The sequence below is a fragment of the Pseudoalteromonas apostichopi genome (assembly GCF_030297135.1).
In the GTDB taxonomy this organism is placed as follows: domain Bacteria; phylum Pseudomonadota; class Gammaproteobacteria; order Enterobacterales; family Alteromonadaceae; genus Pseudoalteromonas; species Pseudoalteromonas apostichopi.
In genome coordinates this window covers 491,512-518,079 of sequence record NZ_AP028066.1, presented here as the reverse complement: position 1 = coordinate 518,079, position 26,568 = coordinate 491,512, and the positions used below count along the sequence as shown (strand labels likewise).

At 41.6% G+C, this 26,568-nt stretch carries 22 protein-coding genes; 14 read left to right on the top strand and 8 right to left on the bottom strand.

The annotated features are described in order from the left end of the window. Nucleotides 1-195 precede the first annotated feature (195 nt). From QUE86_RS18305 to QUE86_RS18295, 3 genes are read left to right on the top strand one after another with little or no spacing between them, the layout of a single operon-like run. Entirely contained in the window at nt 196-540 is a 345-nt protein-coding gene (locus tag QUE86_RS18305; RefSeq protein WP_175580338.1) for a hypothetical protein, read from the top strand. Next, on the top strand, nt 537-2,138 hold the full coding sequence (locus tag QUE86_RS18300) for a PepSY-associated TM helix domain-containing protein (protein WP_286260501.1): 1,602 nt from the start codon (nt 537-539) through the stop codon (nt 2,136-2,138). Before QUE86_RS18305 ends, QUE86_RS18300 begins: the two co-directional genes overlap by 4 nt. Next, the gene (locus tag QUE86_RS18295) at nt 2,135-2,470 is read left to right on the top strand and encodes a DUF3325 domain-containing protein (protein ID WP_130052335.1); all 336 of its coding nucleotides are present in this window, start codon (nt 2,135-2,137) and stop codon (nt 2,468-2,470) included. Before QUE86_RS18300 ends, QUE86_RS18295 begins: the two co-directional genes overlap by 4 nt. Before the next feature lie 210 nt (nt 2,471-2,680). Here QUE86_RS18295 and QUE86_RS18290 read toward each other — a convergent pair whose 3' ends face one another. Continuing rightward, entirely contained in the window at nt 2,681-3,214 is a 534-nt protein-coding gene (locus QUE86_RS18290; protein ID WP_286260500.1) for a lipocalin family protein, read from the bottom strand. A gap of 103 nt (nt 3,215-3,317) precedes the next feature. Between QUE86_RS18290 and QUE86_RS18285 the strand changes: the two genes are divergently transcribed. The 5 genes from QUE86_RS18285 (at nt 3,318) to ggt (ending at nt 7,422) form a co-directional block, all read left to right on the top strand. Then, nucleotides 3,318-3,767, top strand: coding sequence for a YaiI/YqxD family protein (locus QUE86_RS18285; RefSeq protein ID WP_130052334.1), 450 nt, complete (start codon nt 3,318-3,320; stop codon nt 3,765-3,767). Continuing rightward, nucleotides 3,764-4,306 (top strand): DUF6942 family protein, encoded by a 543-nt coding sequence (locus QUE86_RS18280; protein WP_286260499.1) that lies wholly within the window; start codon nt 3,764-3,766, stop codon nt 4,304-4,306. The genes QUE86_RS18285 and QUE86_RS18280 overlap by 4 nt, the downstream gene beginning before the upstream one ends. Before the next feature lie 70 nt (nt 4,307-4,376). Then, nucleotides 4,377-4,745, top strand: a complete 369-nt coding sequence (locus QUE86_RS18275) for a response regulator (RefSeq protein WP_130052332.1) — start codon at nt 4,377-4,379, stop codon at nt 4,743-4,745. A 25-nt stretch (nt 4,746-4,770) separates the two neighbouring features. Next, the gene (locus QUE86_RS18270) at nt 4,771-5,583 is read left to right on the top strand and encodes a substrate-binding periplasmic protein (protein ID WP_286260498.1); all 813 of its coding nucleotides are present in this window, start codon (nt 4,771-4,773) and stop codon (nt 5,581-5,583) included. 141 nt (nt 5,584-5,724) lie between these two features. After that, a complete protein-coding gene (ggt, locus tag QUE86_RS18265; RefSeq protein ID WP_250662088.1) occupies nt 5,725-7,422 on the top strand; it encodes a gamma-glutamyltransferase in 1,698 nt (565 codons plus the stop codon). A 52-nt stretch (nt 7,423-7,474) separates the two neighbouring features. Here ggt and QUE86_RS18260 read toward each other — a convergent pair whose 3' ends face one another. From QUE86_RS18260 to QUE86_RS18240, 5 genes are all read right to left on the bottom strand, one after another. Then, nucleotides 7,475-8,137 (bottom strand): class I SAM-dependent methyltransferase, encoded by a 663-nt coding sequence (locus tag QUE86_RS18260; protein ID WP_286260497.1) that lies wholly within the window; start codon nt 8,135-8,137, stop codon nt 7,475-7,477. Nucleotides 8,138-8,146: 9 nt separating this feature from the next. Beyond that, nucleotides 8,147-11,800, bottom strand: coding sequence for an SbcC/MukB-like Walker B domain-containing protein (locus QUE86_RS18255; RefSeq protein WP_286260496.1), 3,654 nt, complete (start codon nt 11,798-11,800; stop codon nt 8,147-8,149). Then, the gene (locus QUE86_RS18250; RefSeq protein ID WP_167657326.1) at nt 11,797-13,029 is read right to left on the bottom strand and encodes an exonuclease SbcCD subunit D; all 1,233 of its coding nucleotides are present in this window, start codon (nt 13,027-13,029) and stop codon (nt 11,797-11,799) included. The genes QUE86_RS18255 and QUE86_RS18250 overlap by 4 nt, the downstream gene beginning before the upstream one ends. A 69-nt stretch (nt 13,030-13,098) precedes the next feature. After that, the gene (locus QUE86_RS18245) at nt 13,099-13,335 is read right to left on the bottom strand and encodes a hypothetical protein (protein WP_130052326.1); all 237 of its coding nucleotides are present in this window, start codon (nt 13,333-13,335) and stop codon (nt 13,099-13,101) included. Between the two features lie 133 nt (nt 13,336-13,468). Continuing rightward, nucleotides 13,469-13,705: a hypothetical protein gene (locus QUE86_RS18240; RefSeq protein WP_167657327.1), complete on the bottom strand. Its 237-nt coding sequence runs from the start codon at nt 13,703-13,705 to the stop codon at nt 13,469-13,471. Between the two features lie 272 nt (nt 13,706-13,977). On the opposite strand from QUE86_RS18240, the gene QUE86_RS18235 reads away from it, so the two are divergent. The 4 genes from QUE86_RS18235 (at nt 13,978) to QUE86_RS18220 (ending at nt 18,519) form a co-directional block, all read left to right on the top strand. Continuing rightward, on the top strand, nt 13,978-16,416 hold the full coding sequence (locus QUE86_RS18235) for a M1 family metallopeptidase (RefSeq protein ID WP_130053008.1): 2,439 nt from the start codon (nt 13,978-13,980) through the stop codon (nt 16,414-16,416). Beyond that, on the top strand, nt 16,416-16,919 hold the full coding sequence (locus QUE86_RS18230; protein WP_130053007.1) for a DUF6702 family protein: 504 nt from the start codon (nt 16,416-16,418) through the stop codon (nt 16,917-16,919). Before QUE86_RS18235 ends, QUE86_RS18230 begins: the two co-directional genes overlap by 1 nt. Nucleotides 16,920-17,043: 124 nt before the next feature. After that, a complete protein-coding gene (locus QUE86_RS18225; RefSeq protein WP_130053006.1) occupies nt 17,044-17,661 on the top strand; it encodes an HAD family hydrolase in 618 nt (205 codons plus the stop codon). Between the two features lie 132 nt (nt 17,662-17,793). Further along, the gene (locus QUE86_RS18220; RefSeq protein WP_054553380.1) at nt 17,794-18,519 is read left to right on the top strand and encodes a YebC/PmpR family DNA-binding transcriptional regulator; all 726 of its coding nucleotides are present in this window, start codon (nt 17,794-17,796) and stop codon (nt 18,517-18,519) included. A 351-nt stretch (nt 18,520-18,870) separates the two neighbouring features. Here the strand turns inward: QUE86_RS18220 and QUE86_RS18215 are convergent, their stop codons facing one another. Continuing rightward, nucleotides 18,871-21,045, bottom strand: a complete 2,175-nt coding sequence (locus tag QUE86_RS18215) for a malate synthase G (protein ID WP_434784484.1) — start codon at nt 21,043-21,045, stop codon at nt 18,871-18,873. A gap of 228 nt (nt 21,046-21,273) precedes the next feature. On the opposite strand from QUE86_RS18215, the gene QUE86_RS18210 reads away from it, so the two are divergent. Continuing rightward, on the top strand, nt 21,274-22,875 hold the full coding sequence (locus QUE86_RS18210) for an isocitrate lyase (protein WP_130053004.1): 1,602 nt from the start codon (nt 21,274-21,276) through the stop codon (nt 22,873-22,875). 1,089 nt (nt 22,876-23,964) lie between these two features. Here QUE86_RS18210 and QUE86_RS18205 read toward each other — a convergent pair. Continuing rightward, a complete protein-coding gene (locus tag QUE86_RS18205; protein WP_286260495.1) occupies nt 23,965-25,992 on the bottom strand; it encodes a S9 family peptidase in 2,028 nt (675 codons plus the stop codon). A gap of 152 nt (nt 25,993-26,144) precedes the next feature. Between QUE86_RS18205 and QUE86_RS18200 the strand changes: the two genes are divergently transcribed. Continuing rightward, nucleotides 26,145-26,522, top strand: coding sequence for a VOC family protein (locus QUE86_RS18200; RefSeq protein WP_054563159.1), 378 nt, complete (start codon nt 26,145-26,147; stop codon nt 26,520-26,522). Nucleotides 26,523-26,568: the final 46 nt, after the last annotated feature.

The window sequence follows — 26,568 nt, the reverse complement described above, 5'->3', positions numbered from 1 at the left end:
ACCTCTTTTTAGTTTCATAACACCATATGACAATGCTCAGAACAAAGCTAGCAGATCATTATTTTACTAACAAAAATACAGGATGAACTTGTTTCATTATTAAATACGCTTACGCAAATGATAATTACTATCTTTTCTGTTTGGCGGCGATATAATATGTGGTTTTCTTCTCGTGTTATTTTTTAAGGGATTATCATGCACTCTCAATCATTAGATGCAGTGACAAACAATCACCCTAAAATTACAGCTAAAAAGGGTTCTGTGAGCCTATCTTATCGTGTCGCTGTATTTTTGCGTTTTGTTGCAGCCATCATTGGTGGTTACGCTTTTACCAGTGTACTTATTTCGTTATTAGCTGTGTTATTACCACTTAATAAACTCGACAGTGTTCTTTTAACTACGACTCTATCGGTATTTTTTTACTGTTGTGTATTTATTTGGGTGTTTGCAGTTAAGTCTTTAAAGACTGTATGGATCACAATTTTACTAACTACTGGTGGGCAATTACTGGCCCTTTCATTGATTAAGGGGTGGTTATGAAAGAGAGTTTTTTCCGCTCAATGACTTGGCTGCACACCTGGGTCGGTTTACTGGTATGTTGGTTATTATTCTTGATATTTTTTGCTGGTACTATCAGCTTTTTTAAGGATGAAATTACTATTTGGGCTAAGCCCGAAACGCATCATGTGCAGCATCAGCCTAAGCGTATTCAGTCTCAAGCCGATCAAATTAAATATGTGTTTGCGCAATTACAGTTGCAGGCACCTAACTCATTATCGTGGCGAATAAACTTACCTGAATCTCGAAATCCAGTTTTAAGCTATGGATTTGCTGAGCCTAAACAGCCAGGGCAGCGTCGTGCGCCTTTCAATTATACCTATTTGAACCCTAATAATTTAGAGCAATTGCCAGCGCCTCGAGATACTAAAGGGGGGAATTTTTTCTATCGCTTACACTTTGATTTGCATTACATAGACGTTTTTACTGCAAGGATAATTGTTTGTTTAGCCTCATTATTTATGCTTGTAGCATTGATCACTGGCATTGTGATCCATAAGCGCATTTTTAAAGATATGTTTAGCTTTAGAGCTAACAAAGGCAGCCGAAGTTGGCTAGATGCACATAATGTTTCGTCGGTAATAGCGTTGCCGTTTCATATTATGATCACCTATACGGGTATTATTACTCTGATATTTATGCTGTTCCCCTACCCCGCTGAAACCGTATATGAAAATGGCTTAAGACAAATGTTTGATGAGGCATTGCCCATTAACAAGCGTGCTAAGCCCAGTGAAGAGCAGCGCTCTATGGTGGCAATCAAAGAGGTATTAGATCAGATTTATACTAAGTCACCGAATGCCGACATTAGCCACGTGTTTGTGAGAAATGCGAATACAGCGACCTCACAAATAGTGGTTTATTTGGCAACCGGCAAAGAGCTTGTAGATAACGGACCACGCTATTTATTTAATGGTGTAACAGGTGAGCTCGAAGCGAGCTCAGGTGAAGATTGGAGCGCTTCGGCGCAGTTTTATGACTCAATGACAGCATTACATAGCGGCCGTTTAGCCGAGCCATTACTGCGTTGGTTGTATTTTTTCTGTGGCGTAGCAGGCTGTGCCATGATAGCTACAGGCTGCATCATGTGGGCAAAGCGCTTACGCGAGAGACTCAAAGCAGAGCAAAAACCAAGCTTTGGACTTAAGCTCGTTGAGACACTAAATTTAGCCACATTGATGGGCTTACCCCTTGCAACCGCAGCGTTCTTCATTGCTAATCGACTATTACCTTTAGAGTTAGCTGGTCGTGCCGATAAAGAAATACTCGTGTTTTTCTTAGCTTGGCTTGCGACGCTAGTTGTTGCTGTGATCGGCCGAGAAAAACATCATTGGCGCTATAGTGCATGGTTAAACGCTGCTGCTTGCTTATTAGTGCCTATTGTAAATGCGCTGACAACAGATGGTAATTGGATCACGTATTTACTAACTAAACAGTGGGCTTTATTTGGTATTGATAGTGCGTTTATTTGTGCAGGGGGGCTGTTTTTACTACAAAGCAAAAAAATACCAAGCCATAAAACCACTACAAATAAAGGTAGATCAAATAAAAACAGGATTTTAAAGGAGCAACAAGGATGATGGAATTACTACAATTTAGTCTCTGCTTTTTAGGATTTAATTGTTTTGCACTTGCAAAATTTAATCATTTTCGTGATGTGTTTAAAAAGAAATTGACTGAAAAACAAAGAAATAGCTTTTTATTAAGTGGCTGGATCACTATTTTACTAAGTTTAGTACTTTGTGTGCTGTCAGATGCTGGATATGGCGCATTGCTGTTTTGCGGCTATATGGCATTAAGTGTACTTATATTAATGATTTTATTCAGTTTTACTGTTTCTTGGGTTAAGCATGTCAGTTTATTAACTATGTCTGTCTTGCTGTTAAGTGGCTTTTCAGTGATGATTTTCTAGTTTAGTTAGTAAAAAACTGATCTGATACCAATTCGAAACAATACCTAATTCAGGAATTGATATAAAAAAATGGGTAGGCAATGCCTACCCAAGCAGGGGATTAAATTGGGGATCACATGTTGCTACAATTTAATGGTGAGTATTATGCTCATCCTCCATTACAGTTGTGTTGCACATTCGTGATAGTTTAAAGACAGTTGTAAAGCCCCTTTACAAGCTCTTATGGTCAACATAAATAAGCTCGTCTGTTTTAAAACCATATTTTTTTGCTGTGTTTATAAAGTCCTGCATTTGCTGTTCTGTAACGTTAGGGGTGCGTGACAAAAACCATAAATACTCTTTGTTATAGCCAGTGATATAAGCGTATTGATAATCTTGCTTATCTAATTCGAACACTACATAAGAGCTATAAAATGGCCCAAAGAATGATACTTCTAAGTGGCCTATGTCTTGTTGCTTGACAAATTTCGCTTTACCTTCAGCTTGCTGCCATTCTTGATCTTCAGCGCTGTATCCCTTATTGATAACTTTCACACTGCCATCTGGGTTAATCGAGTATTCGGCAGTAATACCCTCTAGGCCGCGTTCAAATGAATGATCTAAACGTGCAATTTCGTACCAAGTTCCTGTGTATTTGTATAACTCAAAGTTATCGACGGGTTTGATATCGTCTGGCACTCCTGTACACGCAGATAAAATAGCTGTGATACATAAAATTCCGATTAGCTTTAATGATGTTTGCACGCTTTTACTCCCTTTTAAAAATCAAACAAATTAATACGTTAATGGCACTAATTTAGTTCAATTACGGTAAACTATTAAAGTCAAAAATTAAAGTGAGAACAGTATGAAGATTTGGGTTGATGCAGACGCCTGCCCCGTCGTTATTAAAGAAATATTATTTCGTGCCGCAGAGCGCACACAAACCTTCACCACATTAGTGGCGAACCATGCGATGCGAGTGCCCCCTTCAAAGTATATTAGCCGTTTGCAGGTATCTTCGGGTTTTGATATTGCTGACAACGAAATCGTTAAGCGCATTGAGCCGAGTGATTTGGTGATCACCGGTGATATCCCTTTGGCTGCAGAAGTTATCGAAAAAGGTGCCCAAGCGCTCAACCCTCGCGGTGAGTTATATACAACTGAAAATATTCGCTCACGTTTAAACGTTCGTGACTTTATGGATACAATGCGCTCTAGTGGCGTTGAAATGGCCGGCGGCCCACCGCCGTTAAGCCAAGCTGATCGCCAGAACTTTGCTAATAACCTAGACCGAATTCTAGCTAAAAAGTCATGAGTGTCGCTAATAGCAGAGCGCTAATCGGTTTTGGTGATGAGGCGTTTAAAGTCGCTGTTTATATAGAAAAACGCCCGCCAATGCCTGCTTGGCAACAGCTTGACCATTTACATATAATGCAAACCGGCCAAATTAACGAAATAAACCAAGCATGCGGAAATGGTTGGCGTAAAGTTTTTAACGTGTATGGCAAAGTGCTGTTTGCACTACCAAGTGAATATTATGATTTTGCTAAATGCGCACCTGACTGGCAGACTTTTCGCGATGAACAACTGCTACAAGCACATAGTCAAACGGCATTACTGTTTAGCCCGCCGTTATTAGACAAACCAAAGCAATTACATATTATTGCTGGGCGAACCTATGCCAAAAAGCTTATCAATGATGGGCTTCTCAGTAGTCAGCTAACTTGGCTTGATGATGAGTTTGCTATTAGTAAATCAGATAAAGTGATTGTCTGCCCTTATTTTGATTACCGTCAGTTAAGCAATATTAAAATCGCACGTCTTAGTCAGTTAGTCGCAGATATTTTCTCTTAGTTTCTAGTTTATTGCGTTATTGAGTTAGCAAACTAAGCTTAGAATACCGCAAAAATTAATAGTACTTCAGATGAAAATACTGGTCGTCGATGACATGCCCTTGATGCGCCATGTGCTTATAAACATGTTGCGTAGGTTAAACTATAAGGATATAACAGAGGCGACTGATGGCGCGCAAGCGTTAGATTTACTAGAAAAGCAAAGCTTTGACCTGATAATAACTGATTTACACATGCCGAAAATGGATGGTAAATGCTTGCTTAATCATATTCGTGAATCCTCTGTACTTAGAGATTTACCCGTACTTATGGTGACGTGCGAAGATAGTAAGCAAACGGTCAACGAGATGATTACAGCAAGAGTAAACGGCTTTATTATCAAACCATTTTGTTTAAATACGCTGCAAAAGCAGTTAAGTCGAATTGTTAAACCAGAATAACCAGCAAAAACTGGAGTTAAGAGCGATGTTTAAGCATTTAACAATAGTGAGTTTATTCACAGTAAGCACAGCAGTGGCAAGTGCTGAACAATTGACTTTATACACCGAAGTGTTTCCACCCTATAACTTTGTGCAGCACAATCAAATCACAGGTATTAACACCAAAATCATGGAATCTTTGTGCGAAAGAGCCAAGTTGAGCTGTACGTTTAGTGTATTGCCTTGGAAGCGCGCAATGTCGCAAACGCTCGCCCAACCGAATGCAGGAATTTACTCTACTTCGCGTACCGCAAAGCGAGAAACTCAGTTTTATTGGGTTGGCCCTTTGGTATCTGGGCATTCTTGTTTATACCGTTTAAATAACCGCAACGACATTAAAGTAACGAGTACTCAGTCGTTGCAAAACTACACCATTGGCGTATCTCGTGGTGATGTATATCAAACCGTTCTAGCTGATTTTAACCTAACTGAAGGCCAGCAATTTTTAACTTATTCAAAAAAGTTTGAAGAGCTAAAAATGTTTAAGCAAGGTAAGCATGACTTGCTGATTGGCTCGTCTCTTACTCTTTCATCACAATTGATGAATGTGGGTATGAATCCAGAACAAGTAACACCGGTATTTGAGCTTAAGCACCCTGCTTTAGTGGGTAATTACTTAGCGCTTAACAAAAATACGTCGCTAGAGGTGATCACTGTACTGCAAAAAGCGCTTGATACCATGAAGCAAGAAGATCAAATAGACCGAATTGTTGATGAGTTTGTAGCAGAGGAGATGCATTCTCACGGCGAAGTATCGACAGTTGCGCAGCCGTGCTTAAATGGCTCTGCTATTTACTAATTTGGATTGTTTTTAGGTAAAATATCCGCAACTTCTCTTATTTTTGAAGTCAATCGCGATTTTTCGCACTCGAACGCAAAGCCATTGCCTCATTTTTAATTGCTTTTTATAGTGATTAATACAATAAAAAGGGCAAAAACTATGAAACCAACTCCACTCATTAAAAGCTTAGTGCTCGCTATATGCTTAGGTACAACAGGCGCTACTCAAGCTTACGATCGCATCACAGGACATAACTTTGCAAGTCGTTCTGAAGTCATCGCACAATCAGGTATGGTTGCAACATCACAGCCGTTAGCTACGCAAGTGGGCTTACAAGTATTAAAAGATGGTGGAAATGCCATTGATGCGGCGATTGCAGCAAACGCAGTGCTTGGCCTTGTTGAGCCAACAGGATGTGGAATTGGTGGCGACTTGTTTGCCATTGTTTGGGATAACAAAACTAAGCAACTTTACGGTTTAAATGCCTCTGGTCGTTCACCACAAGGCTTGTCTTTTGATACTTTAAAAGCACAGGGGGACTATATTCCTGCTTATGGGCCCTTGCCAGTGTCGGTACCTGGTGCTGTTGATGGTTGGTTTGAATTGCACAAAAAGTTCGGCAAAACGCCAATGAAAACGCTATTACAACCTGCTATCGACTATGCCGAAAATGGCTTCCCTGTGTCGGAACTGATTGCCTATTACATGCAAAAAAGTGTAGCTGCGCGTGGTAAATACCCGGGTTTTAAAGATGTTTACATGCCTGATGGAGCAATGCCTGAAAAAGGCGATATATTTAAGAACCCTGCCCTTGCAAATACCTATCGCAAAATTGCCAAAGGCGGCCGCGATGCCTTTTACAAAGGCGATATAGCTAAAGAAATTGGTCGCTACATGAAAGAAAACGGCGGCTACTTATCCTATGAAGATTTAGCTGCGCACCATAGTGAATGGGTTAAGCCTGTGAGCGCCGATTATAGGGGGTATACGCTTTGGGAATTGCCACCAAATGGTCAAGGTATTGCTGCACAGCAAATTTTGAATATTCTTGAAGGTTACGATATCAAAGCAATGGGTTTTGATAGCCCAGAATACGTACACACCTTTGTTGAAGCGAAAAAGCTCGCGTTTGCTGATCGTGCAAAGTACTACGCCGATCCAGCGTTTAACACCATTCCCGTACAAACACTTATTTCGCAGCAATATGCTGACCAAAGACGTAAACTGATAGACCCTAACAAAGCCGCAAAACGCGACCATGCAGGCCCAGTAGAAGGCGATACCATCTATATGACGACCGCCGATAAAGACGGCAACATGGTTTCACTTATTCAAAGTAATTACCGTGGCATGGGCTCAGGTATGACACCGGCAAAATTAGGCTTTGTATTGCAAAACCGTGGCGAAATGTTCGCCCTTAAAAAAGGCCACATGAACCAATATGAGCCAGGCAAACGACCATTTCATACAATCATTCCTGCGTTTGTCACCAAAGATGGCAAGCCATATATGAGTTATGGCGTAATGGGCGGTGCCACACAGCCACAAATGCATGCTCAAATACTGATCAACATGATTGATTTTGGCATGAACCTCCAAGAAGCCGGTGATGCACCGCGTATTCTGCACACTGGTTCATCGCAACCAACCGGTGAGATTATGGAAGACGGTGGTTTTGTTAGTTTAGAGTCAGGTTTTTCGATGGAAACCCGCCGCGAGTTAATGAAAAAAGGCCACACCTTACAAGACGCCGTTGGCCCATACGGTGGTTATCAAGCTATATTGAAAGACCCTAAAACCGGCGTTTATTACGGCGCATCTGAAACCCGTAAAGACGGACAGGCCGCGGGGTATTAGGCTCGGAATTTAAAAGAGCTGTCAGCTATCAGCCGTCAGCTCCGTAAAGTAGCTAACTCCCAACCACATACCCTGTAAAACCCAGCACTTTAAAATACTGTTTTGGGGTGCTGAATCGGGTTTCATTCATTAACTCTGAAAAACGAATTCGGTCTAATGGATAAAACTCGTGCTCTAGATTGTGGCGCGTGTGCTCTACGCCGGCTTCGGTTAAACCTAACTGCGTACAAAGCTGTAGCTGTGATTCACGTTCAAAAGCAGATTCTGGGCGCATTAAATCGGCAATGTATAAGTTGCTCGATTTTTTAAGTTTGCTGTGAATCGCTTTTAATAGCGCTTTTTTGTCGCCGTTATCTTCAACAAAATGCATTACCAATAAACACAATGCTGCGTCACATTGGCTGTCGATGTCGTTGATATCACCGCAGTGTACAGTCACGCGGTCGCTGATGTTATGCTGACCAAACTGCTGCTCGGCAATATCGAGCATGTCTTGTGAAATATCTTGAGCAATAAACTGCCAGCTAGGGTTTAATGCTGCTAATTCGATGATTTCCTTACCTGTTCCGGCTCCAACAACTAAAATGCACGCATCATCGCTCAGCGTTGTTGACAGTTGGGCGGCGGTTGCTTGATGTAATAGCTCATAACCTGGAACTAGGCGCAAAATACGTTCGTCGTAGTGACTTGCTTCTTCGTGATTAAAAGTTGGCATGCTAATCCTTTAAATAACTGAGATGGTCGAATAACCACCTGGTTTTTTCGCCACATGCACTTGCGTGGCAACGCGTTCGGTCATTTCCGATACGTGAGAAATAACGCCCACTTTGCGACCTTGTGCTTGCAGAGAATCAAGAGCATCCATCGCGATGCTTAACGTTTCACTATCCAAAGTACCAAACCCTTCGTCGATAAACAAAGAGTTTATTTGCACTTTATTTGACGACAACGATGCAAGACCTAATGCCAGTGCTAACGACACTAAAAATGACTCGCCGCCAGATAACGTATTTACAGAGCGCTGCTCATCGGCCATGTCTTTATCGATAATTGCGATATCGAGTGTTTGTCCTATGGCTGTTAATTTGTAGCGTTTGTTTAGTGTCTGTAAGTGACTATTCGCGTAGTGCAGAAGTATTTTTAAGGTTTGTGTTTGCGCTAAATTACGCATGGTTTTACCGCTTGCATCTCCTAGCACCTTATTGAGTAGATACCAGTGCTCATAGCTTCTTTGTTGTTCCACTAATAGCTTTTGTTTATCAGCCAGCGCTTGGCTATTTTGTTGATGGGTTTTAAGCTCCGTCGCAACTTGCAATAATGCGTTATTCGTTTGCACTTGTTGCTCTGTGGCCTGATTAAGTTGTATTTGCAGCTCACCTTCTCCCAGAGCTGGCTTATCTTTTTGATGTTGAGCCAGAGCCTGTTGTCGTTGTTTTAAAAGAGCTTCAGCGTCTTTTAAGCCGCTTTCGGCGGAGTGATATTCAGCCAGAGTTTGCTTGATTTCAGTAGGGCTTATCGTTAATAGCTGACTAATTGCTTGCTCATCCAAGTTTGGATGCTGCGCTTTAAAATCGTTAAACCAAACGCAAAAGCGCTCATTAAGCGCTGCTTGTTCAGCGTTTAGTTCTTTCTCACGCTCGTCAATATTGGCGATTTGAATGGCTTGTTCGTCACGCGCCTTTACCGCATGACTATGGGTTGTCTGGGCAAGTTGTAGTGCTTGCTGCGCTGAATCTATCGCCTTTTCTAGCTCTGCAATAAACTCATCTACCGAAATTGCAGCGTTACTCAATAAGCCCTCGCGCTTTGATTGTATCTGCGTTAGTTCGTTTTGAGTTTGGCTTAGTTGCTCGTTGCAATGAGTTAAAGAGGCATTTGCTTCGTTAAGCTGCGGCGTTAAATGAGCAAGGTGCTGCTCAATCGTTTTTAAGCTAGCTTTAAGCTCATCTGCAGTTTGTAGCGAAGCTTGATAGGCCTTAACATGTTCAGCGATGTTCTCTAAAGAAATACTTTGTTCATTTAATGCGTGCCACCAAGGTGCACTGGTGAACTGTTGATTTAGTGTCGTATAGAGCTGCTGATGCTCATCATTGAGCTCATTTAAACGTGTTTGCAGATTATTTAGCTGTTGTTGCAGTTCGTTTAATTGCTGCTCTTTGCTATGTAGCGCTTGCCCTTGCTGATTATATTCAGTTTGCTTAGCCGTAAGTGTGTTTTGCAGCTGCTGTTGCTGCTCGAGGGTTTTGTAGTATTGCTGTTTTTGCAGGCTGAGCTGTTGCTGACGCTCACTTAACTGATCTTCGGTTAAATCATTTAGCTCAGTACGGCTAGCTGCCATGGTTTCTTTGAGGCTCTGTTGTTGAGCGCTCAGTTCTGAGATTTGCCCGCTTAACGAGCTTATCTGTTGGCTACATGCCGCCAGCTCATTACTTTTAGTTTGCTGTAATGCTTGCTGAGCTTTTAAATGCTGTTTGGCGTTAGTTAGCTCCCTGGTAAAGTCGTTAATAAGCTGGCTAAATTGCTCGCTAACCATTTCTTCATGCATAAAGGGGTGTTCTTTTGAGCCACATACCGCGCAAGGCTCCCCTGCTTTTAAAGTGGCACGTAACTGGCTGACTCCCTCACTGGCTCTTAGCTGCACTTGCTGTAAATTTTTCTCACAAAGCGAAACCTGTTGCTGTGCTTGCTCTGCCCTTTGCTGTGCATCTTTTAATGCCGTTTGTAGTTGCTGCTCAGTTTGGCTTAATGTGTTTAGCTGGGTTTGCCAGTTTTTTAACTGCTGCTGATTAGTTTGCCACACTTGGCGCTTTTCAATCAGGTGCTTAATCGCCTCAAGCCCCGCATCAATATCCGCCATTGATTGGGTATTTAAACTCGATTTAAAGGCGGCATCTTGTTCATTTAAGCGCTTAATTTCTTGCTCAAGGGTTTGAAACTGGGTTTTGCACTGCTGCGCGGCTGCTTGCTGCTCATCAATTTTAGGTTGAAGAGCTTTTACGTTTTGCTGTGATTGGCTAATTGTGTGCTGTTGCTGACTAAAGCGGCTTAGCTCACTTTTAAAGAATGACCAGTCTTTTGCTAAAGGCTGCCACTGTGCGTGTGTTTCTAAGTAGCTATTAATGTGTGCTTGTTGCTCAAGCTGTTTTTGCTGCTCTGCTTTATGACTATTTAGTGTATTAGTCAGCTCTTTATGATGGTGCTTTGCTTTATCCACTTGTACTTTTTGCGTCGCTGCTTGCTGGTTTAATACGGCAAGTTGCTTATCTAACTCTCGGGCCTGGCTAATAAGAGGTTGCGCGTCTTTTTGTGCTTGCTTTGCTTGGTTTAGTTGCACGGTTTGCTTTTCAAGCGTTTGCTCAGCATCTTTGATCAGTGCTTTATGGTCAACGTTTAATAGCTGCTCACGATTTTGGGTTAGCTGACCTTGTTGGGCTGTAATTGTAGCGGCGCGTTCGCGGTTATCTTTTATTTCAAGGCATTGCTGAGCTTGTTTCGCTTCAGTGGCTTTTTCAGCAAGGGCTTCTAATTGCTGTTGTAACTCTTGTTTTGCTTGCTCAGCTTGGTTTAGCTGTTGTTGCTGCTGAGATGCTTGCTTATACCAGGTTTGGTACTGTTCGAATTGCTTTATTTGTTTTTGTGACTCAGCAAGTTTTGCCTCAAGCGCCGTTTGCTCAGCTTGTTTAGTTTCGACCTCTTCAGGGCTTAAAACCTGATAATTACTTAAACTTAACTTTAACTGCTCTAACGATTGCTGCTGCTCACGGTGGCGCTCAAAAATACGCTGACCAATACGGCTGAATTTATCTGTGCCTGTTAAACATTCAAGTAATTGCGCACGCTCATCACCGGTTGCTTTTAAAAACGCTGCAAATTCATGTTGCGCAAGCAGCACTGCTCGAGAGAACTGCTCAAAGCTCAAACCAATAATACGCTCGATCTCTTTACCTGCCGCGCTTCTGTCAGCGATCAGGATTTCATCAGGTAATGAGTGCAAGCTATGTTGTGCGGGCTGTAACTTGCCATCAGCTTTATTACGCGCTCGGCTAAAGCTTAATCTTGCTCGATACTGCTGTTTATCTTGGCCTATAAAGTCGACTTCGGCAAAGCCCTGCCCTGCCCCACGGCGTAATAAATTTCGCGAGTCATTGAGTTTGATATTGTCGCCGTTAAAGTCAATTTTATTGCCTGTATCGCCGCGTAATCTTGCTGTTTTGTTATAAAGCGCTAAGCAAATAGCATCAAGCAAAGTACTTTTCCCCGCGCCTGTATCACCTGTGATGGCAAACAACCCCGCCTCTTTTAAAGGCGAAGTGCTAAAGTCGACTTCGGCGTCTAAGATAGAGGCGAGTTGATGAACACGAATCGCTAAAATTTTCATAGTAGATCCTCCGCATTCAATTCATCGATCACTTGGCTTAATAAGCTTTCTAGTTCTTTTGGCACAGCCTGCCCTGCCATATCTTTATTATTTGCAAATGCTTGCTCTAAAAGTGAATGTGGGTTCAGCGCTTCAATTTGCGAGACATCTTCAAATAAGGTTTGTTCATCGTCTTGCTGGCTGCTTTGCTGTCGCACCCTTTCAATGCCACAAAACTTAACCTGCTTACCTTCAAGGGCTTGTTCTATTTGTTCTCTAAAAGTGGTGTCAGTGTCATGGGCGCTCAATTTAACCCTAAGATACGGCGCTAAATCTTCATCCGTTAAATCGAGCTGTTTTATAAGCTCACATAATTCGTTCAGTGGCACACAGTCTTTTTCTGGGAGCAACATGACTTTACAAAAGCTAGGAATGTAAAGGGGGTTTACAGAAGTTCCTGAGTCACTAAGCTCAACAATTACAACTTGATGTTGATAACGCCTTTCAGAAAATGACATTGGCAATGGCGTGCCACTGTAGCGAATAGTCTCTTTCTTCGCGACGGTTTGAGCTTTATGAAGGTGCCCTAGCGCGACATAATCAGGTTGTTCAGTAAATATGCTTGCCGATATCGCATCTTCACCACCAATGACTAAGTTACGTTCAGAGTCAGATGAGATGTCTCCGCCTTTTGCATGTAAATGACCCATGGCAATTAATGGCGCGTTTGGTAATTCGCTTGTTGCTTGTAATGCATCTTTGTAGGCAAGGGCAACTGCTTGGTTATAACTTAATGGTTGCTCTTGTTGGCGGTTATAGCTGCTTAAATCACTGCTACGTAAAAATGGCATGGCAACAACATTCGCATCGCCGTTTTTTGTGCTGATTGGCAGTACTACTTCATGAGGAGCGTTGCTATCAAAGCGGCCAACAACATGGGTATCAAACTGAGCTAATAAGGGCTTTGCCGCCATAATTCGATTTGCTGAATCATGGTTACCAGCAATAATCACTATGTGTAAGTCTGGGCAATGCTGCTTAGTGGTTTTAATAAATTGGTAGAGTTGGTTTTCTGCGCTGGCAGGTGGCGTTGCCGTATGATAAATGTCACCCGCAACCAGTAGTAAGTCGATCTGTTCTGACACAAGCGTATCGGTTAACCAAGCAAAAAATGCTTGATGTTCATCGAATCGGGAGTGCTCGTAGAATTGTTGGCCTAAATGCCAATCAGATGTATGAAGGACTTTCATTAAACGCTCTTATTATTTAGTAAGAGCGCCAATATACCTAAGCTGAGGCAAGATGCCCAGCCTGGTTTGTTAACTTAAGCTATACCAAGCAAAAATCACCATAGGCAGAGCTAATAATGCCATTATCAAAGGTACTTTAAGTGCTTTTGTTTGCTTAGCTTGCAATATTTTAAGGGCATTTGTTTCATTACATGCCGCTACTTTGTCGATATAAAAATACCCTGAATCTAGGTACTGTTTACAATTTTGTTCGTCCGCTGGAATTGCAATTAGTTCTTGTTGTTTTTTTAGGATATAGAAATCCATAAGCTCACCGAATTCTATGCTGATTACCAAAACATTTGGGGTTTGAACAAACGCACAACAGACCCCAAAATCAAAAAAGTGGGCGATTTTAAATACAAATGGCAGTGAATTTCAATAGCAAATGTCGCAAAATTTAATTTATTGCAAAAATAATGGCAATTAAGGATAAAATTACTAGTGCAGTAGGGTAAATTAACCATTTTTTAGACCCAGTTACACTTGGAGTGGTTCGAGACAATGCATCTGACTCATCGCATGCAGCAATGACTTCAACAAATTCAAATCCGCGTTCTTTGTACTCGTTTAGAATCGATTCTTGAGCAGGAATGGCTGCTAAACGAGAGTCTTTTTTTACAATATAAAACTTCATCTAATCACCCTTTCATCATTAACTAGAATTTAAGCAGAGTATTTACTTATTAACTGTAATACTTTGGGATGAATTAGTGCTGAACTAAAATTAACCAGTGTTTTGTAAAGGGGGTTTACAGGAAGTTAATCGAAGCTATTTTTTTTGTGAAAAATAGGACCTCAGTAAAACATCGAATACTACCCGAAAAATACCGCGCTTTGTCGTTATTTTATTGCAACTTTGTTAGCAGTTTGCGATGGTATGCTTGCAAATTAATTACAGGATTAACAATGAAAAAAGCAGTTCTCAAGTTGAGTGCTTTGGTATTGCCTTTAGCAGTATCTTCAGCTGTCATGGCGTCATCTGTTGAGCAAACTAAAGGCTCATTCGTTGACAAGTTCCGTCAGCTAGATGAAGCACTTCCAACTCCAAACGTTTACCGTAGTGCAGCAGGTGAACCTGCTGAGCATTACTGGCAACAGCAAGTAAACTACGAAATTGATGCAAAGCTTGATGAAAAGAAACGCCGCTTAACAGCAAGCCAAACTATCGAGTATAAAAATAACTCGCCGCACACTTTAAAGTATCTTTGGTTACAACTAGACCAAAATATCTTTAAATCTGACTCAATTGCTGAAATGACATCAACTTTTAATGGTAAAACATTGCAAGGTGACCCTCAGCCAAAATCAACTAAATTGAGTTTAGGACAGCTACGTCGTCAGCAATTTATGGCCGACAACGAGCTGGGTTATCAAATCGCCAATGTTAAAGACGAAGACGGAAAAGAGCTTAAAGTTACTGTAGTAGATACATTAATGCGTATCGACTTAAACGAACCGCTTAAACCGGGTAAAGACGTTGAGTTCAGCATGGACTTCGCCTTTAACATTGTTGAAGAAGATGCCGTTGGTGCACGTTCGGGTTATGAACATTTTGAAGAAGATGGCAATGATATCTTTTTATTAGCGCAATGGTTCCCTCGTCTTGCTGCTTACACTGATTATGAAGCATGGACGAATAAAGCCTTCTTAGGTAGTGGTGAGTTTACTCTTGAATTTGGTAACTATGACGTTGAGTTAACCGTTCCTGCTGATCACATTGTATCTGCAACTGGTAAACTTGATAACCCAAGCCGTGTTCTAACTAGCACGCAGCGTAAGCGCCTTGAGCAAGCTGAAGATGCTAAGCGCCCTGTTTTCATCGTGACTGAAGAAGAAGCGTTAGAAAACGAGAAAGAAGGCACCGATAAAACTAAAACATGGCATTTTAAAGCTGAGAACGTACGTGACTTTGCGTGGGCGTCTTCGCGTAAATTTATGTGGGATGCCAAAGGCTATCATCAAGGTGGTAAAGATCAGCCATTAGTTATGGCGATGTCTTTCTACCCGAAAGAAGGTGGCGACCTTTGGAAGAAGTACTCTACTGAAGCTGTAGTTCATACAATGGAAGTGTATTCGCGCTTCTCGTTTGACTACCCTTATCCAGTGGCTCAGTCAGTCAATGGCCCTGTAGGTGGTATGGAATATCCTATGATCACCTTCAATGGTCCGCGAACTGATTTACAAGACGACGGTACTCGTACTTACTCACAAGCAGAAAAACGTTTCTTAATCGGCGTTGTTATCCACGAAGTAGGTCACATCTACTTCCCAATGGTAGTTAACTCAGACGAACGTCAGTGGACGTGGATGGATGAAGGTCTTAACAGTTTCTTAGATGGTGTTGCTGGTCGTGAGTGGGACCACACAATTCCTTGGGGTGTTGAGCCTCGCGATGTTGTTGCATACATGAAGTCTGAAAACCAAGTACCAGTTATGACCCAGTCTGACAGCGTATTACGTTTAGGTCCTAATGCCTACACTAAGCCTGCTGCCGCACTTAACATTTTACGTGAAGTGATCCTTGGTCGAGAGCTATTTGACTTTGCATTTAAAGAATATGCACAGCGTTGGAAGTACAAGCGCCCTACTCCTGCTGATTTCTTCCGTACAATGGAAGAAGCGTCAGGTGTTGACCTAGATTGGTTCTGGCGTGGTTGGTTCTACACCACAGATCACGTTGATATCTCGCTAGACAAAGTTTACCAACTGCGTTTAGATACGAAAAACCCTGATATCGACTTTAATCGTTTACGTGATATCGAAGCAGACAAGCCAATGCCGTTATTCGTAAAACGTAATAAAGAAGAAGGTAAAAAACTATGGGTTGAAGAAAATCCTGATGTGACTGACTTCTACGACGAAAACGACCGCTTCACAGTAACTAACAAAGAGCGTAACGCTTATAACAAATTCCTTAAAGGTTTAGAGCCTTGGGAACGTAAAACGTTTGAGCGTGCAATCAAAGAAGATAAAAACTACTACGTACTTGAGTTCTCAAACTTAGGTGGCTTAGTAATGCCTATCTTATTAGAGCTTACTTATGAAGATGGTACGAAAGAAGAAAAGTACATTCCGGCTGAAATCTGGCGTCGTAACCACAAGCATGTACAAAAGCTAATTGTAACCGATAAAGGTAAAAACCTAGTGTCTGTTACAGTCGATCCGCGCTGGGAAACAGCGGACGTTGATGTAGAAAACAATAACTACCCGCGTCGTATTATTCCATCACGCATTGAAGTGTACAAACGTGAAAAGAGTAAAGCGAAAGTTAGCCGCGATATCATGCAAGATATTAAAACTGAGCTGAAAAAGGACGACGAAAAAGATGCCCAGGAGCAACAATAATGCGCTTCGCGGCCATTATTTTTGCTTTAATACTGAGTGCGCCAAGCATGGCGCACCAGTTAAAAGCGTCTGTGACAACTGTGCTATTTAATAAACGCACTAACAACATAGAGCTGATGCATCGTTTTTATTTACACGATACAGAGCACGCCGTTGAACATTTATTTGATGGCAATGCTGATATCCTATCTAATAAAGAAGATCAGAAGCGTTTTGCTGACTACGTTGAGTCACATATTGCTCTGCAAACTTTAGATGGCAAGCCACTTGAGCTAAAAGATGTAGGTGCGCAAGTTGATGGTAAATTCTTTTGGGTTTATCAAGAAGTCACGATACCAGAAGGGATTCATGGCATACGCATGAGCAACGGTGCACTTCGCGATCTTTGGCCGGCACAAGTGAATATGGTTAATATTGAAGGTAAAGGTAAGGTAAAAACACTGACCTTTAGCCAAGATGATACCTGGCTTGAAGCAAGGTTTGAATCGGTAAATCCAGAGTAATAGCAATCCTAAAGGATTAAAAAAGTTACTTTTTTAATCCTTTGATCCTTTAATTAACTTCTTTCGTAAACTATCTTATTAGTGGGCTTCAAAATTTTCCCAATTCTCATATACAGGGATTTATATGACTATCCATGACAATAAAATCCGTGGCGTAATTTTTGATTTAGATGGTACTTTGGTTTCATCGGAGTTAGATTTTTCGTTAATTAAAGCACAGGTAGGTTGTCCTATCGAGAATGACTTACTCGCTTATATTGCATCATTACCTTCGCCTTACATGCGTGAAGAAGCAATGAATATTGTCCATCAACATGAACTTATTGATGCTCAGCACGCTCATTTATTGCCTGGTGTTGCTGAAGCTATTACTAGGCTAAAAGAAAATAATATCCCAATGGCTATTGTTACCCGTAATTACGATCGGGCTGCTGCCATTAAATTAAAGAATAACCCCTTACCTATAGAAACAGTGTTAACTCGTTCTGATGCGCCAGCTAAGCCTGACCCAAGTGCTTTAAATGCCATTGCTACATTATGGGAACTTGACCAGTCAGAGTTACTCTATGTTGGTGATTATTTATTTGATATACAAGCAGCCCATAATGCTAATATGCGAGCTTGTTTATATGCACCAGACGAAATTCCCGAATACGCAAATCAAGCTGATTATGTAATGCATCACTTTTCAGAACTACCTATTTTGGTTGACTCATTTCAAGAAAATAAGGTGTTATGTTAAATAGCCTTGTTTTTTATTTTTCCCGAGATTAATTGTTAGTTTTTTATTTTTCAAAATGTCCTAGTACTAGCCCAAGCGGTCATGAGTTGCTAAAATATCGGCAATTATCAAATGTATTCATAGAGGCATAAGATGGGCAGAGCATTTGAAGTCCGCAAAAACGCCATGGCTAAAACAGCCAATGCAAAAACAAAAGTAAATTCTAAATACGGAAAAGAAATCTACGTAGTTGCTAAAAATGGCGAACCAGATCCAGAAGTTAACCAAGCGCTAAAGCGTATTATTGAGCGTGCCAAGAAAGACCAAGTTCCAGCACATGTAATCGATAACGCGATCAAAAAAGCAGCCGGTGGGGCAGGGGAAGACTATTCACCAGCACGTTATGAAGGTTACGGTCCTGGTAATTGTATGGTTATTGTTGACTGTTTAACTGATAACCCTAACCGTACTATCAAAGATGTACGTTTACCGTTCACAAAAACAGATTCAAAAATTGGCACACCTGGTTGTGTAGCCCATATGTTCGATCACTTAGCTGTTTTAGGCTTTGAAGGTGATGACGACGAAGTCGTGCTAGAAGCGCTGATGATGGCGGATGTAGACGTAACAGATGTAGAAGTAGAAGACGGCAAAGTATCAGTATTCGCTCCTCATACAGAGTACTACAAAGCAAAAACAGCACTGGAAGAAGCATTTGAAGGTATTAACTTTGAAGTAGACGAGATTACGTTTGTTCCACAAGTTCATACTGACATCACTGATCCAGATGATATCGCAAACTTTGAAAAGTTTATTTCTATGCTTGATGACTGTGATGACGTTCAAAACGTTTATCACAATGCGATTGTCAAAAACTAATTTTTAAGAAATTAGCATGTAAAAAAGGGGGATTTGGTAACAAATCCCCCTTTTTTAATAGATTTTTATTATGCCGTGAATGATGAGTATTCACTGTCGTTATGAGTTTATACCAATACGCTTAATTTAATGGTCTATTTTGAGGCAATAAAACCTCGTTGATAACAAGGCAAAAATTTCGTTATTTAGTTGTTCTAAATCAGAAATTTTTAACGCAGGTAGCGACAGGTTTAATCCCTCAAAATAATTAAGTATTATTGCGGATTGGTATCAATTGATATTAGTCAAAAAAAAGCAGCCCTTAGGCTGCTAGGAACGACACATGAAACTCGAAGGGGAGTTGTGTAGTGGCTAATTTAACGACTTATACTTTATACGGAACGCATGTAATAATGGTTCAGTATAGCCACTAGGTTGTTTAACTCCCTCTAGTACAAGGGCTAGCGCTGCTTGATAAGCCACACTTTGCGCTAACGTTTCGGCAGAATCTGCCATATTCTTGTAGGCTGGATCACCTTCATTTTGACCATCAACAACTTTTGCCATACGCGCCATAGTTTTTCTAATTTGCTCTTCAGAGCAAACGCCATGATACAACCAATTAGCCATGTGTTGGCTTGAAATCCGCAGTGTGGCACGGTCTTCCATTAAACCAACATGATTGATGTCTGGTACTTTAGAGCAGCCAATACCTTGGTCAATCCAACGTACAACATAACCTAGAATACCCTGTGCATTGTTATCAAGTTCGGCTTGAATATCTTCTTTGCTTAAGCTGCTTGCATCTTTCATAAGCGGTGGAGTGAGTAAGCTGGTAAGGCTTGCTTCTTTGCGGTCCATAAGCGATTTTTGACAGGCAAACACATCTATATCGTGATAATGCATTGCATGTAGGGTTGCAGCTGTCGGAGAGGGCACCCATGCGGTATTTGCACCACTTTTCGGGTGACCACTTTTTTGTTCCATCATTAATGCCATCTTATCTGGCATTGGCCACATACCTTTACCAATCTGTGCTTTACCACTTAGTCCTGTAGCAAGCCCAATATCAACATTGCGATCTTCATATGCGCTGATCCAAGGCTCAAGTTTGATAGCGCCTTTTGGCAGTACAACACCAGCTTGCATCGAAGTATGAATTTCGTCACCGGTACGGTCTAAGAAGCCAGTATTAATGAACACAACACGTTTTTTCGCTTCGAAAATACAGGCTTTTAAGTTAGCTGAAGTGCGGCGTTCTTCATCCATAATACCCATTTTAATTGTGTTTTCAGGCAAGCCTAATAGCTGCTCAACGCGGGTAAATAATGTATTAGTGAATGCCACTTCTTCTGGACCGTGCATTTTTGGTTTAACAATATTAATGCTATTGGCCGTTGAATTTTTTAGGCTGTTTGTACCTTTTAAGTCATGAAGAGCTGCTGTGCTGGTGATAATGGCATCCATAATGCCTTCAAACACGTCATTGCCTTCACTATCTTGGATAGCAGGGTTTGTCATTAAGTGGCCAACGTTACGCACAAACATCATGCTACGGCCTTTTAGCGTAAGTGTTTCACCATTCACACCTTGATATTGGCGGTCTTGTGCTAAACGACGCTCAATGGTTTTACCGCCTTTGTTAAATGCTTCTACTAGGTTACCTTGCATTAAACCAAGCCAGTTTTGATATACGTTTACTTTGTCTTCGGCATCGACAGCGGCAACTGAATCTTCACAATCCATAATTGTTGTTAAGGCTGCTTCAAGTAGCACATCTTTAAGGCCTGCTTTATCAGCTTGACCTATTGGGTGATGATGGTCGATTTGCAGTTCAATATGTAAGCCATTATTTTTCAGTAAGATAGCGGTTGGGTTTTGCGCTTCACCTTGGTAACCGATAAGTTGATCAGGGTTTGCTAGGCGAACCTGGCTGCTGTCACGTAATGTTATTAAAAGTTCATTGTTAACCACTGAATAGCTAGTACTTTCGATATGCGAGCCATTTGCTAAAGGTAATGCTTTATCAAGGAACTGGCGGGCATAAGCCATTACTTTAAAGCCACGTACAGGGTTGTATGTAGAGCCTTTCTCAGCGCCGTCATCTTCACTTAATACATCAGTGCCATACAGCGCATCATACAAAGAGCCCCAGCGGGCATTCGCTGCGTTTAAGGCAAAGCGTGCGTTGCTCACAGGCACAACAAGCTGTGGCCCCGCAGTGCTAGCGATTTCAGGCTCGACCTGTTCTGTTTCTATGCTGAAGCTAGCTGGCTCGGGAACTAGGTAGCCAATGTTCTCAAGGAATGCTTGATAGTTAGCTGCATCCCATACCGGTTGCTGCTTGTGATAGTCATCAATCTTAGCTTGCAGTTGTTCGCGTTTTTCTAAAAGCGCACGATTGATTGGCGTTAATTCATTGACGATTTCAGCAAAACCTTGCCAAAAGGTGTCTGTGCTAATGCCTGTTCCTGGTAAAAGTTGCTGCTCAACAAACTGTGCTAGTTGTTGATCAACGCTTAAACCGTTAAGTGAGAGAGTGGTCATAATAATGTCCTTTAAACGAGCTTAAATTGATCATTCATGGCTAAACCATATCGTAAAAAAGGCTAATAAGCAGGCTATTTGTCATTCACTAGATATATAGTGGCAATAACAACTATAAATTTACTAAATCCTTAAAATCCGCCTAATGTTGAATTAAGCGCTACGAAGCAAACGCCAAGTAGCCACTCTCACTAACAAAAATAGATAACCCGTTCGAAGGATTTTATTATGACAACATATCAACGCGAAACAGATAACCTAGCTACTTTATGTCAAACACAAGGCAAAACGTGGCAGTCAATCAACCCAGAATACGCAAGCCGTATGCGCTTACAAAACCGTTTTCGTACGGGTCTAGACATCGCACAATACACTGCAGACATTATGCGTGCAGACATGGCTGCATACGATGCTGACCACAGCCAATACACACAATCATTAGGTTGTTGGCATGGTTTCACTGCACAACAAATGATGATGGCAATTAAACGTCATAACAAAACAACTAAACGCAGCTACGTTTACCTAAGTGGCTGGATGGTTGCGGCACTTCGCTCTGAGTTCGGTCCATTACCTGACCAAAGTATGCATGAAAAAACATCTGTTCCAGCGCTAATCGAAGAAATCTACACCTTCTTAAAGCAAGCTGATGCACGTGAACTTGACCACCTTTATAAAGACCTAGACGAAGCGAAAGCAAACGGCGGTGACGTTCAAGCTGTGCTAAATAAAATCGATAACTTCGAAAGCCATGTTGTGCCAATTATTGCTGATATCGATGCGGGTTTCGGTAACGAAGAAGCAACTTACCTACTTGCTAAAAAGATGATTGAAGCAGGTGCATGTGCTATCCAAATCGAGAACCAAGTATCTGACGCAAAACAATGTGGTCACCAAGCAGGTAAAGTAACAGTACCGCATGAAGATTTCTTAGCAAAAATTAACGCAGTTCGTTACGCATTCTTAGAGCTTGGTATTGATAACGGTATCATCGTTGCTCGTACAGACTCACTAGGTGCAAGCCTTACTCAAAAAGTGCCTGTATCTAAAACACCTGGCGACCTTGCTAGCCAATACACGTCGTTCCTTGAAACAACACCAGTAAACAGTGTGGATGACTTAAACGAAGGCGACACAGCAATGAAGCTTAATGGTCAACTTTGCAAACCAACACGTTTAGATAATGGTTTATACCAGTTCCGTGAAGGCACAGAGAAAGACCGCGTAGTTCTAGACTGTGTAACTAGCTTACAATCAGGCGCAGACTTACTGTGGATTGAAACAGAAAAGCCTAACGTTAAACAAATCGCTGAGCTTGTTAACCGCGTTAAAGAGCAAGTACCAAATGCTAAGCTGGTATACAACAACTCACCGTCGTTCAACTGGACACTTAAATTCCGTGAGCAAGTATATGCTGAGTGGCAAGCGCAAGGTAAAGACTTATCTGCTTACCCAAGCATCGATGATAATAAGGCATTAATGGCACCAGAAATGGATGACACAGAGCTTGCAGCGGCAGCAGACGTACTTGTGCAAAACTTCCAAAAAGATGGTGCACGTGAAGCGGGTATCTTCCATCACCTAATCACGCTACCAACTTACCATACAGCGGCGCTAAGCACTGATATTCTATCAGAAGGCTATTTCGGCGACCTAGGGATGCTAGCGTATGTTCGTGACGTACAACGTCAAGAAATCCGCCGTGAGCAAGCATCAGTGAAACACCAAGACCTAGCAGGTTCTAACATTGGTGATACTCATAAAGAGTACTTCTCTGGTGAAAATGCGCTTAAAGCCGGTGGTGAAGCAAATACCATGAACCAGTTCTAACCAAGTTGTAATTTCCTGCGTATACCCAGGCTACGTGAAGATGTAATTTTCAGCGCTATCACAGGGGTTTCAATACAAGGCGTGACAATGAAGGAATGTAGGTACCTTTCGATTTGTCACAACGTAGTAGTGGAGCCCCTGTGAAGCGCCCGAAGGGCAAGGTTAAAACGCATTTATACTGCGTTATTGATTTTAATAAGGGAACCACCATTATCTGCAATCAATGCCTTGTCTAAATGCGTTTTATCTCTTGCTGAAACCTGCATCTCCACGCAGTCTGGGTATAAAATTCAATAATGTTGTTAGGGGCCTTCGGGCCCTTTTTCATTTGTAGCTATCAGCTATCAGCTTTCAGACTCGCATCTCGTAGGTTCGGATCACTATTTAACCAAGTCTTGGATCAGCCATTTACTAGCTTTATAAAAATACAGATCACGCATTTACCAGCCTCATAATTTTAGATCAGGATTTAACTACCTCCGTCTTATGAGCTTTAATTTAGGGCTTATTGCCTGAGTACAGCCTCTAGAATGGTTAAAAATGGGTAATATAAACGGCAATTTAATGTTGTTTTGTAGAGTCTAGCGATTTATAAACCGATTTTTTATTAACTCACCCAAGCCATAAACCGATTTTTTACCAACTCCATACCCTTACAAACCAAAATTTTACTAACTGAAGCTAGGTTTTTAGCGGCACAAACCGATTTTTTACTAACTCAAGTTACTGATTTTGGCTATAAACCGATTTTTTACTAACTGCTTTTTGGGTAATGTCCGATATTTGAGAAAAGTATGTAAGGAGTTAATCACATTTTAAGTGTAAAGGGGGTTTACAGAGAAAAGAAAGCTGTCAGCTTTCAGCCGTCAGCTATCAGATTGAAATTCAAAAGTTAGAAAGGAGAAAGTAGCAGCGGGTTTACCCCGCGTTATAGTTTTATTAAATGACGTGGCATAAAGCCGCTGCTACAGGTAAGTGTGAAACTATTTTATGTTTTGTGTATGGCGCGGCATAAAGCCGCGCTTAATGCAATTTGAGATAAGTTAAACGAAACTGCGTCACGAAATGTTCTCGCTTCGCTCGATGTCGTTAATTATTTACACTGTTTTTATCAAACCACCATTGAATATAGGCTACTTTAGTCATCAGGTTTGATGGGCGAGCGGTAATACCATGTGAGGCATTAGGAATACGCACCATCGCTGTATCAACACCTTGTAGCTTTAAGGCTTGGTAAAATTGTTCGGTTTCAGAAATTGGGGTGCGATAGTCTGATTCACCGGTTAACAGCATGGTTGGTGTTTTAACATTGCCAACATAGCTTATTGGTGAGCGCTTCATGTAATGCTCAATGTTGTCCCATGGCTTACCAGGGAACCAATAATCAGCAAAGAAAGGGTAGAAGTCAGCAGTTAGTACAAAACTGATCCAATTGATGACAGGTTTAGCAACTACCGCTGCTGCAAAGCGGTCTGTATGGCCCACAATCCATGCTGTTAAAACACCTCCCCCTGAACCGCCGGTAACAAACAATTTGCTCTCATCAATAAAGCCCTTATTGATGACAGCATCAACACCTGTCATCAAGTCATCAAAGTCATTACTTGGGTAGTTATGATGAATTGTTTGCGCAAATTCTTTACCGTATGAATCACTGCCGCGTGGGTTCATATAAAGCACAACGTTACCTTTGGCTGCATATAATTGCACTTCAGGGCTAAAATGAGGGCCATAGTTTGCAACAGGACCACCGTGGATTTCTAAAATAAGTGGGTACTTTTTGCTTTTATCAAAACCTGGTGGGTAAGCAACCCAACCTTGAATAGCCAAGCCATCGTGGCTTGACTTAACCCAAATTTCTTCAACCTTAGCGAGTTCTTTGTCGCCCAGCGCATCTTCGTTTAATTGCGTTAAACGCGCTGTTTTACCGCGCTTAATTAGTGCTACATCAGCTGGGCGTTGGGTATCTGCAAGTGTGAATGCAACTTCACCATCTTCGCTCACGTCAAAGTCACCACCCGAATACGGACGGCCAAAGGCGACACTACCAATCTCTGAGGTAATCACTTTATGTTTACCACTACGAGGTTGGTAAGCTAGGTGTGTTTTACCTTCGCTATCGTAGCTAAAATAAAGACCTCTGCCACTATCATCCCATTTTATGCTTTCGACGCTACGGTCTAAATCAGCAGTGAGCACTGAGGTTTTACCTGAATTTAAATCAAGTAAATAAATGTCGTTATTTTCATAGTTAGTCTTTTTGTCGTCATAGCCTGTGTATGCAAGGTAACGACCATTTGGTGAGACTTTAGGGCGTGAATCTGGGCCTTTACGGTTTGTTATTTGGGTAATTGAACGATCCGCTAAACTAAGTTTATAGATTTCAGATTCAGTTGGGTGTAGTTCGTTGTTTTCATAACGATTAGCCGAAAAATAGAACGCATCGCCTTGCTCGTTAAAGCTGATTGCTCCGCCGTGATCAAAATCACCTGAGCTTAATTGACGTGCATTGCCGCCAGTTGCACTGATGATAAAAAAGTGACGATAGCCTTTTTCAGAGTAGCCACCGCCATCGGCACGGTAATAAGTATCGTCAATATATTTAGCTGGCTCTGCCCACTTAGCGCCCTCAGGCTTACCCGGTAATGACACAGGGCTTGCTGATTTTGCTGGTACAAACTGGCTAAACACCAATTGCTTGCCATCTGGTGTCCAAGTTAATCCACCAGGGCTTTGCGTTAGGTTACTAATTTTCGCTACGTTACCGGTTTTTAACCATTTTACATAGATTTGGCTGCTACCATCTCGGGTAGAAATAAACGCTAAACGAGTTTCATCTGGTGACAATACCGGAGAGTAATCCATATGCACGCCAGACGTTAGCGGTAGCATGGTTTTACCATCTGGGTTTACTGACCAAATATTGCTGACTTTACGGTCGCTTTTGATATCCATGCGATTACGCACGAAGTAAATTGTATCGCCATTTTTTGTCATTTCTATTTGGTTGGCGTATTCAAGATCAAAAACATTTTCAAGTTGAAAGGTATTGCTAGCTCCTGCATGGCTGTAAAAGCTGGCTGCTGCAAGCAGTGCTAAAGACGTTTTAAACTTCATTTTATTTCCTTGTTAGTGAGCAGTGATTAACCTGTTATAAAGTAACAACCATCAGAAATATAGTCCATTGCGATGAATGGAGAAATCAATAGACAGATGGTCATTTCCCTTTTATGTTGAGTACAGACACTTTTAAACGTAAGGAGCACACAATGATAGGTTACATCATGTTAGGCACTAACAACCTAGCTAAAGCAGTAAAGTATTACGATGAATTGTTCGCCACTCTAAACGCCGAACGCTTTTTAGAAACTGATCGCTTTGTCGCATGGAGCACAGGTCAAGATAAGCCCGGTTTTGCGGTTACCAAACCTTATAACGATGAAAAAGCTACGGTGGGTAACGGCACTATGATTGCTCTAGCTGTTGAAACCCCAGCCCAAGTAGATGCCTTTTATAAAAAAGCCATAGAATTAGGTGGCACAGACGAAGGTGCCCCCGGCCCACGTGAAATGCCCGGCTTTTATGCGGGATACTTTAGAGACCTAGATGGTAACAAACTTAATGTGTTTTGTTTTACGCATGGGTGAGGGGAGTGAGCTGTCGGCTTTCAGATTGAAAATTTACAGGCGCTAG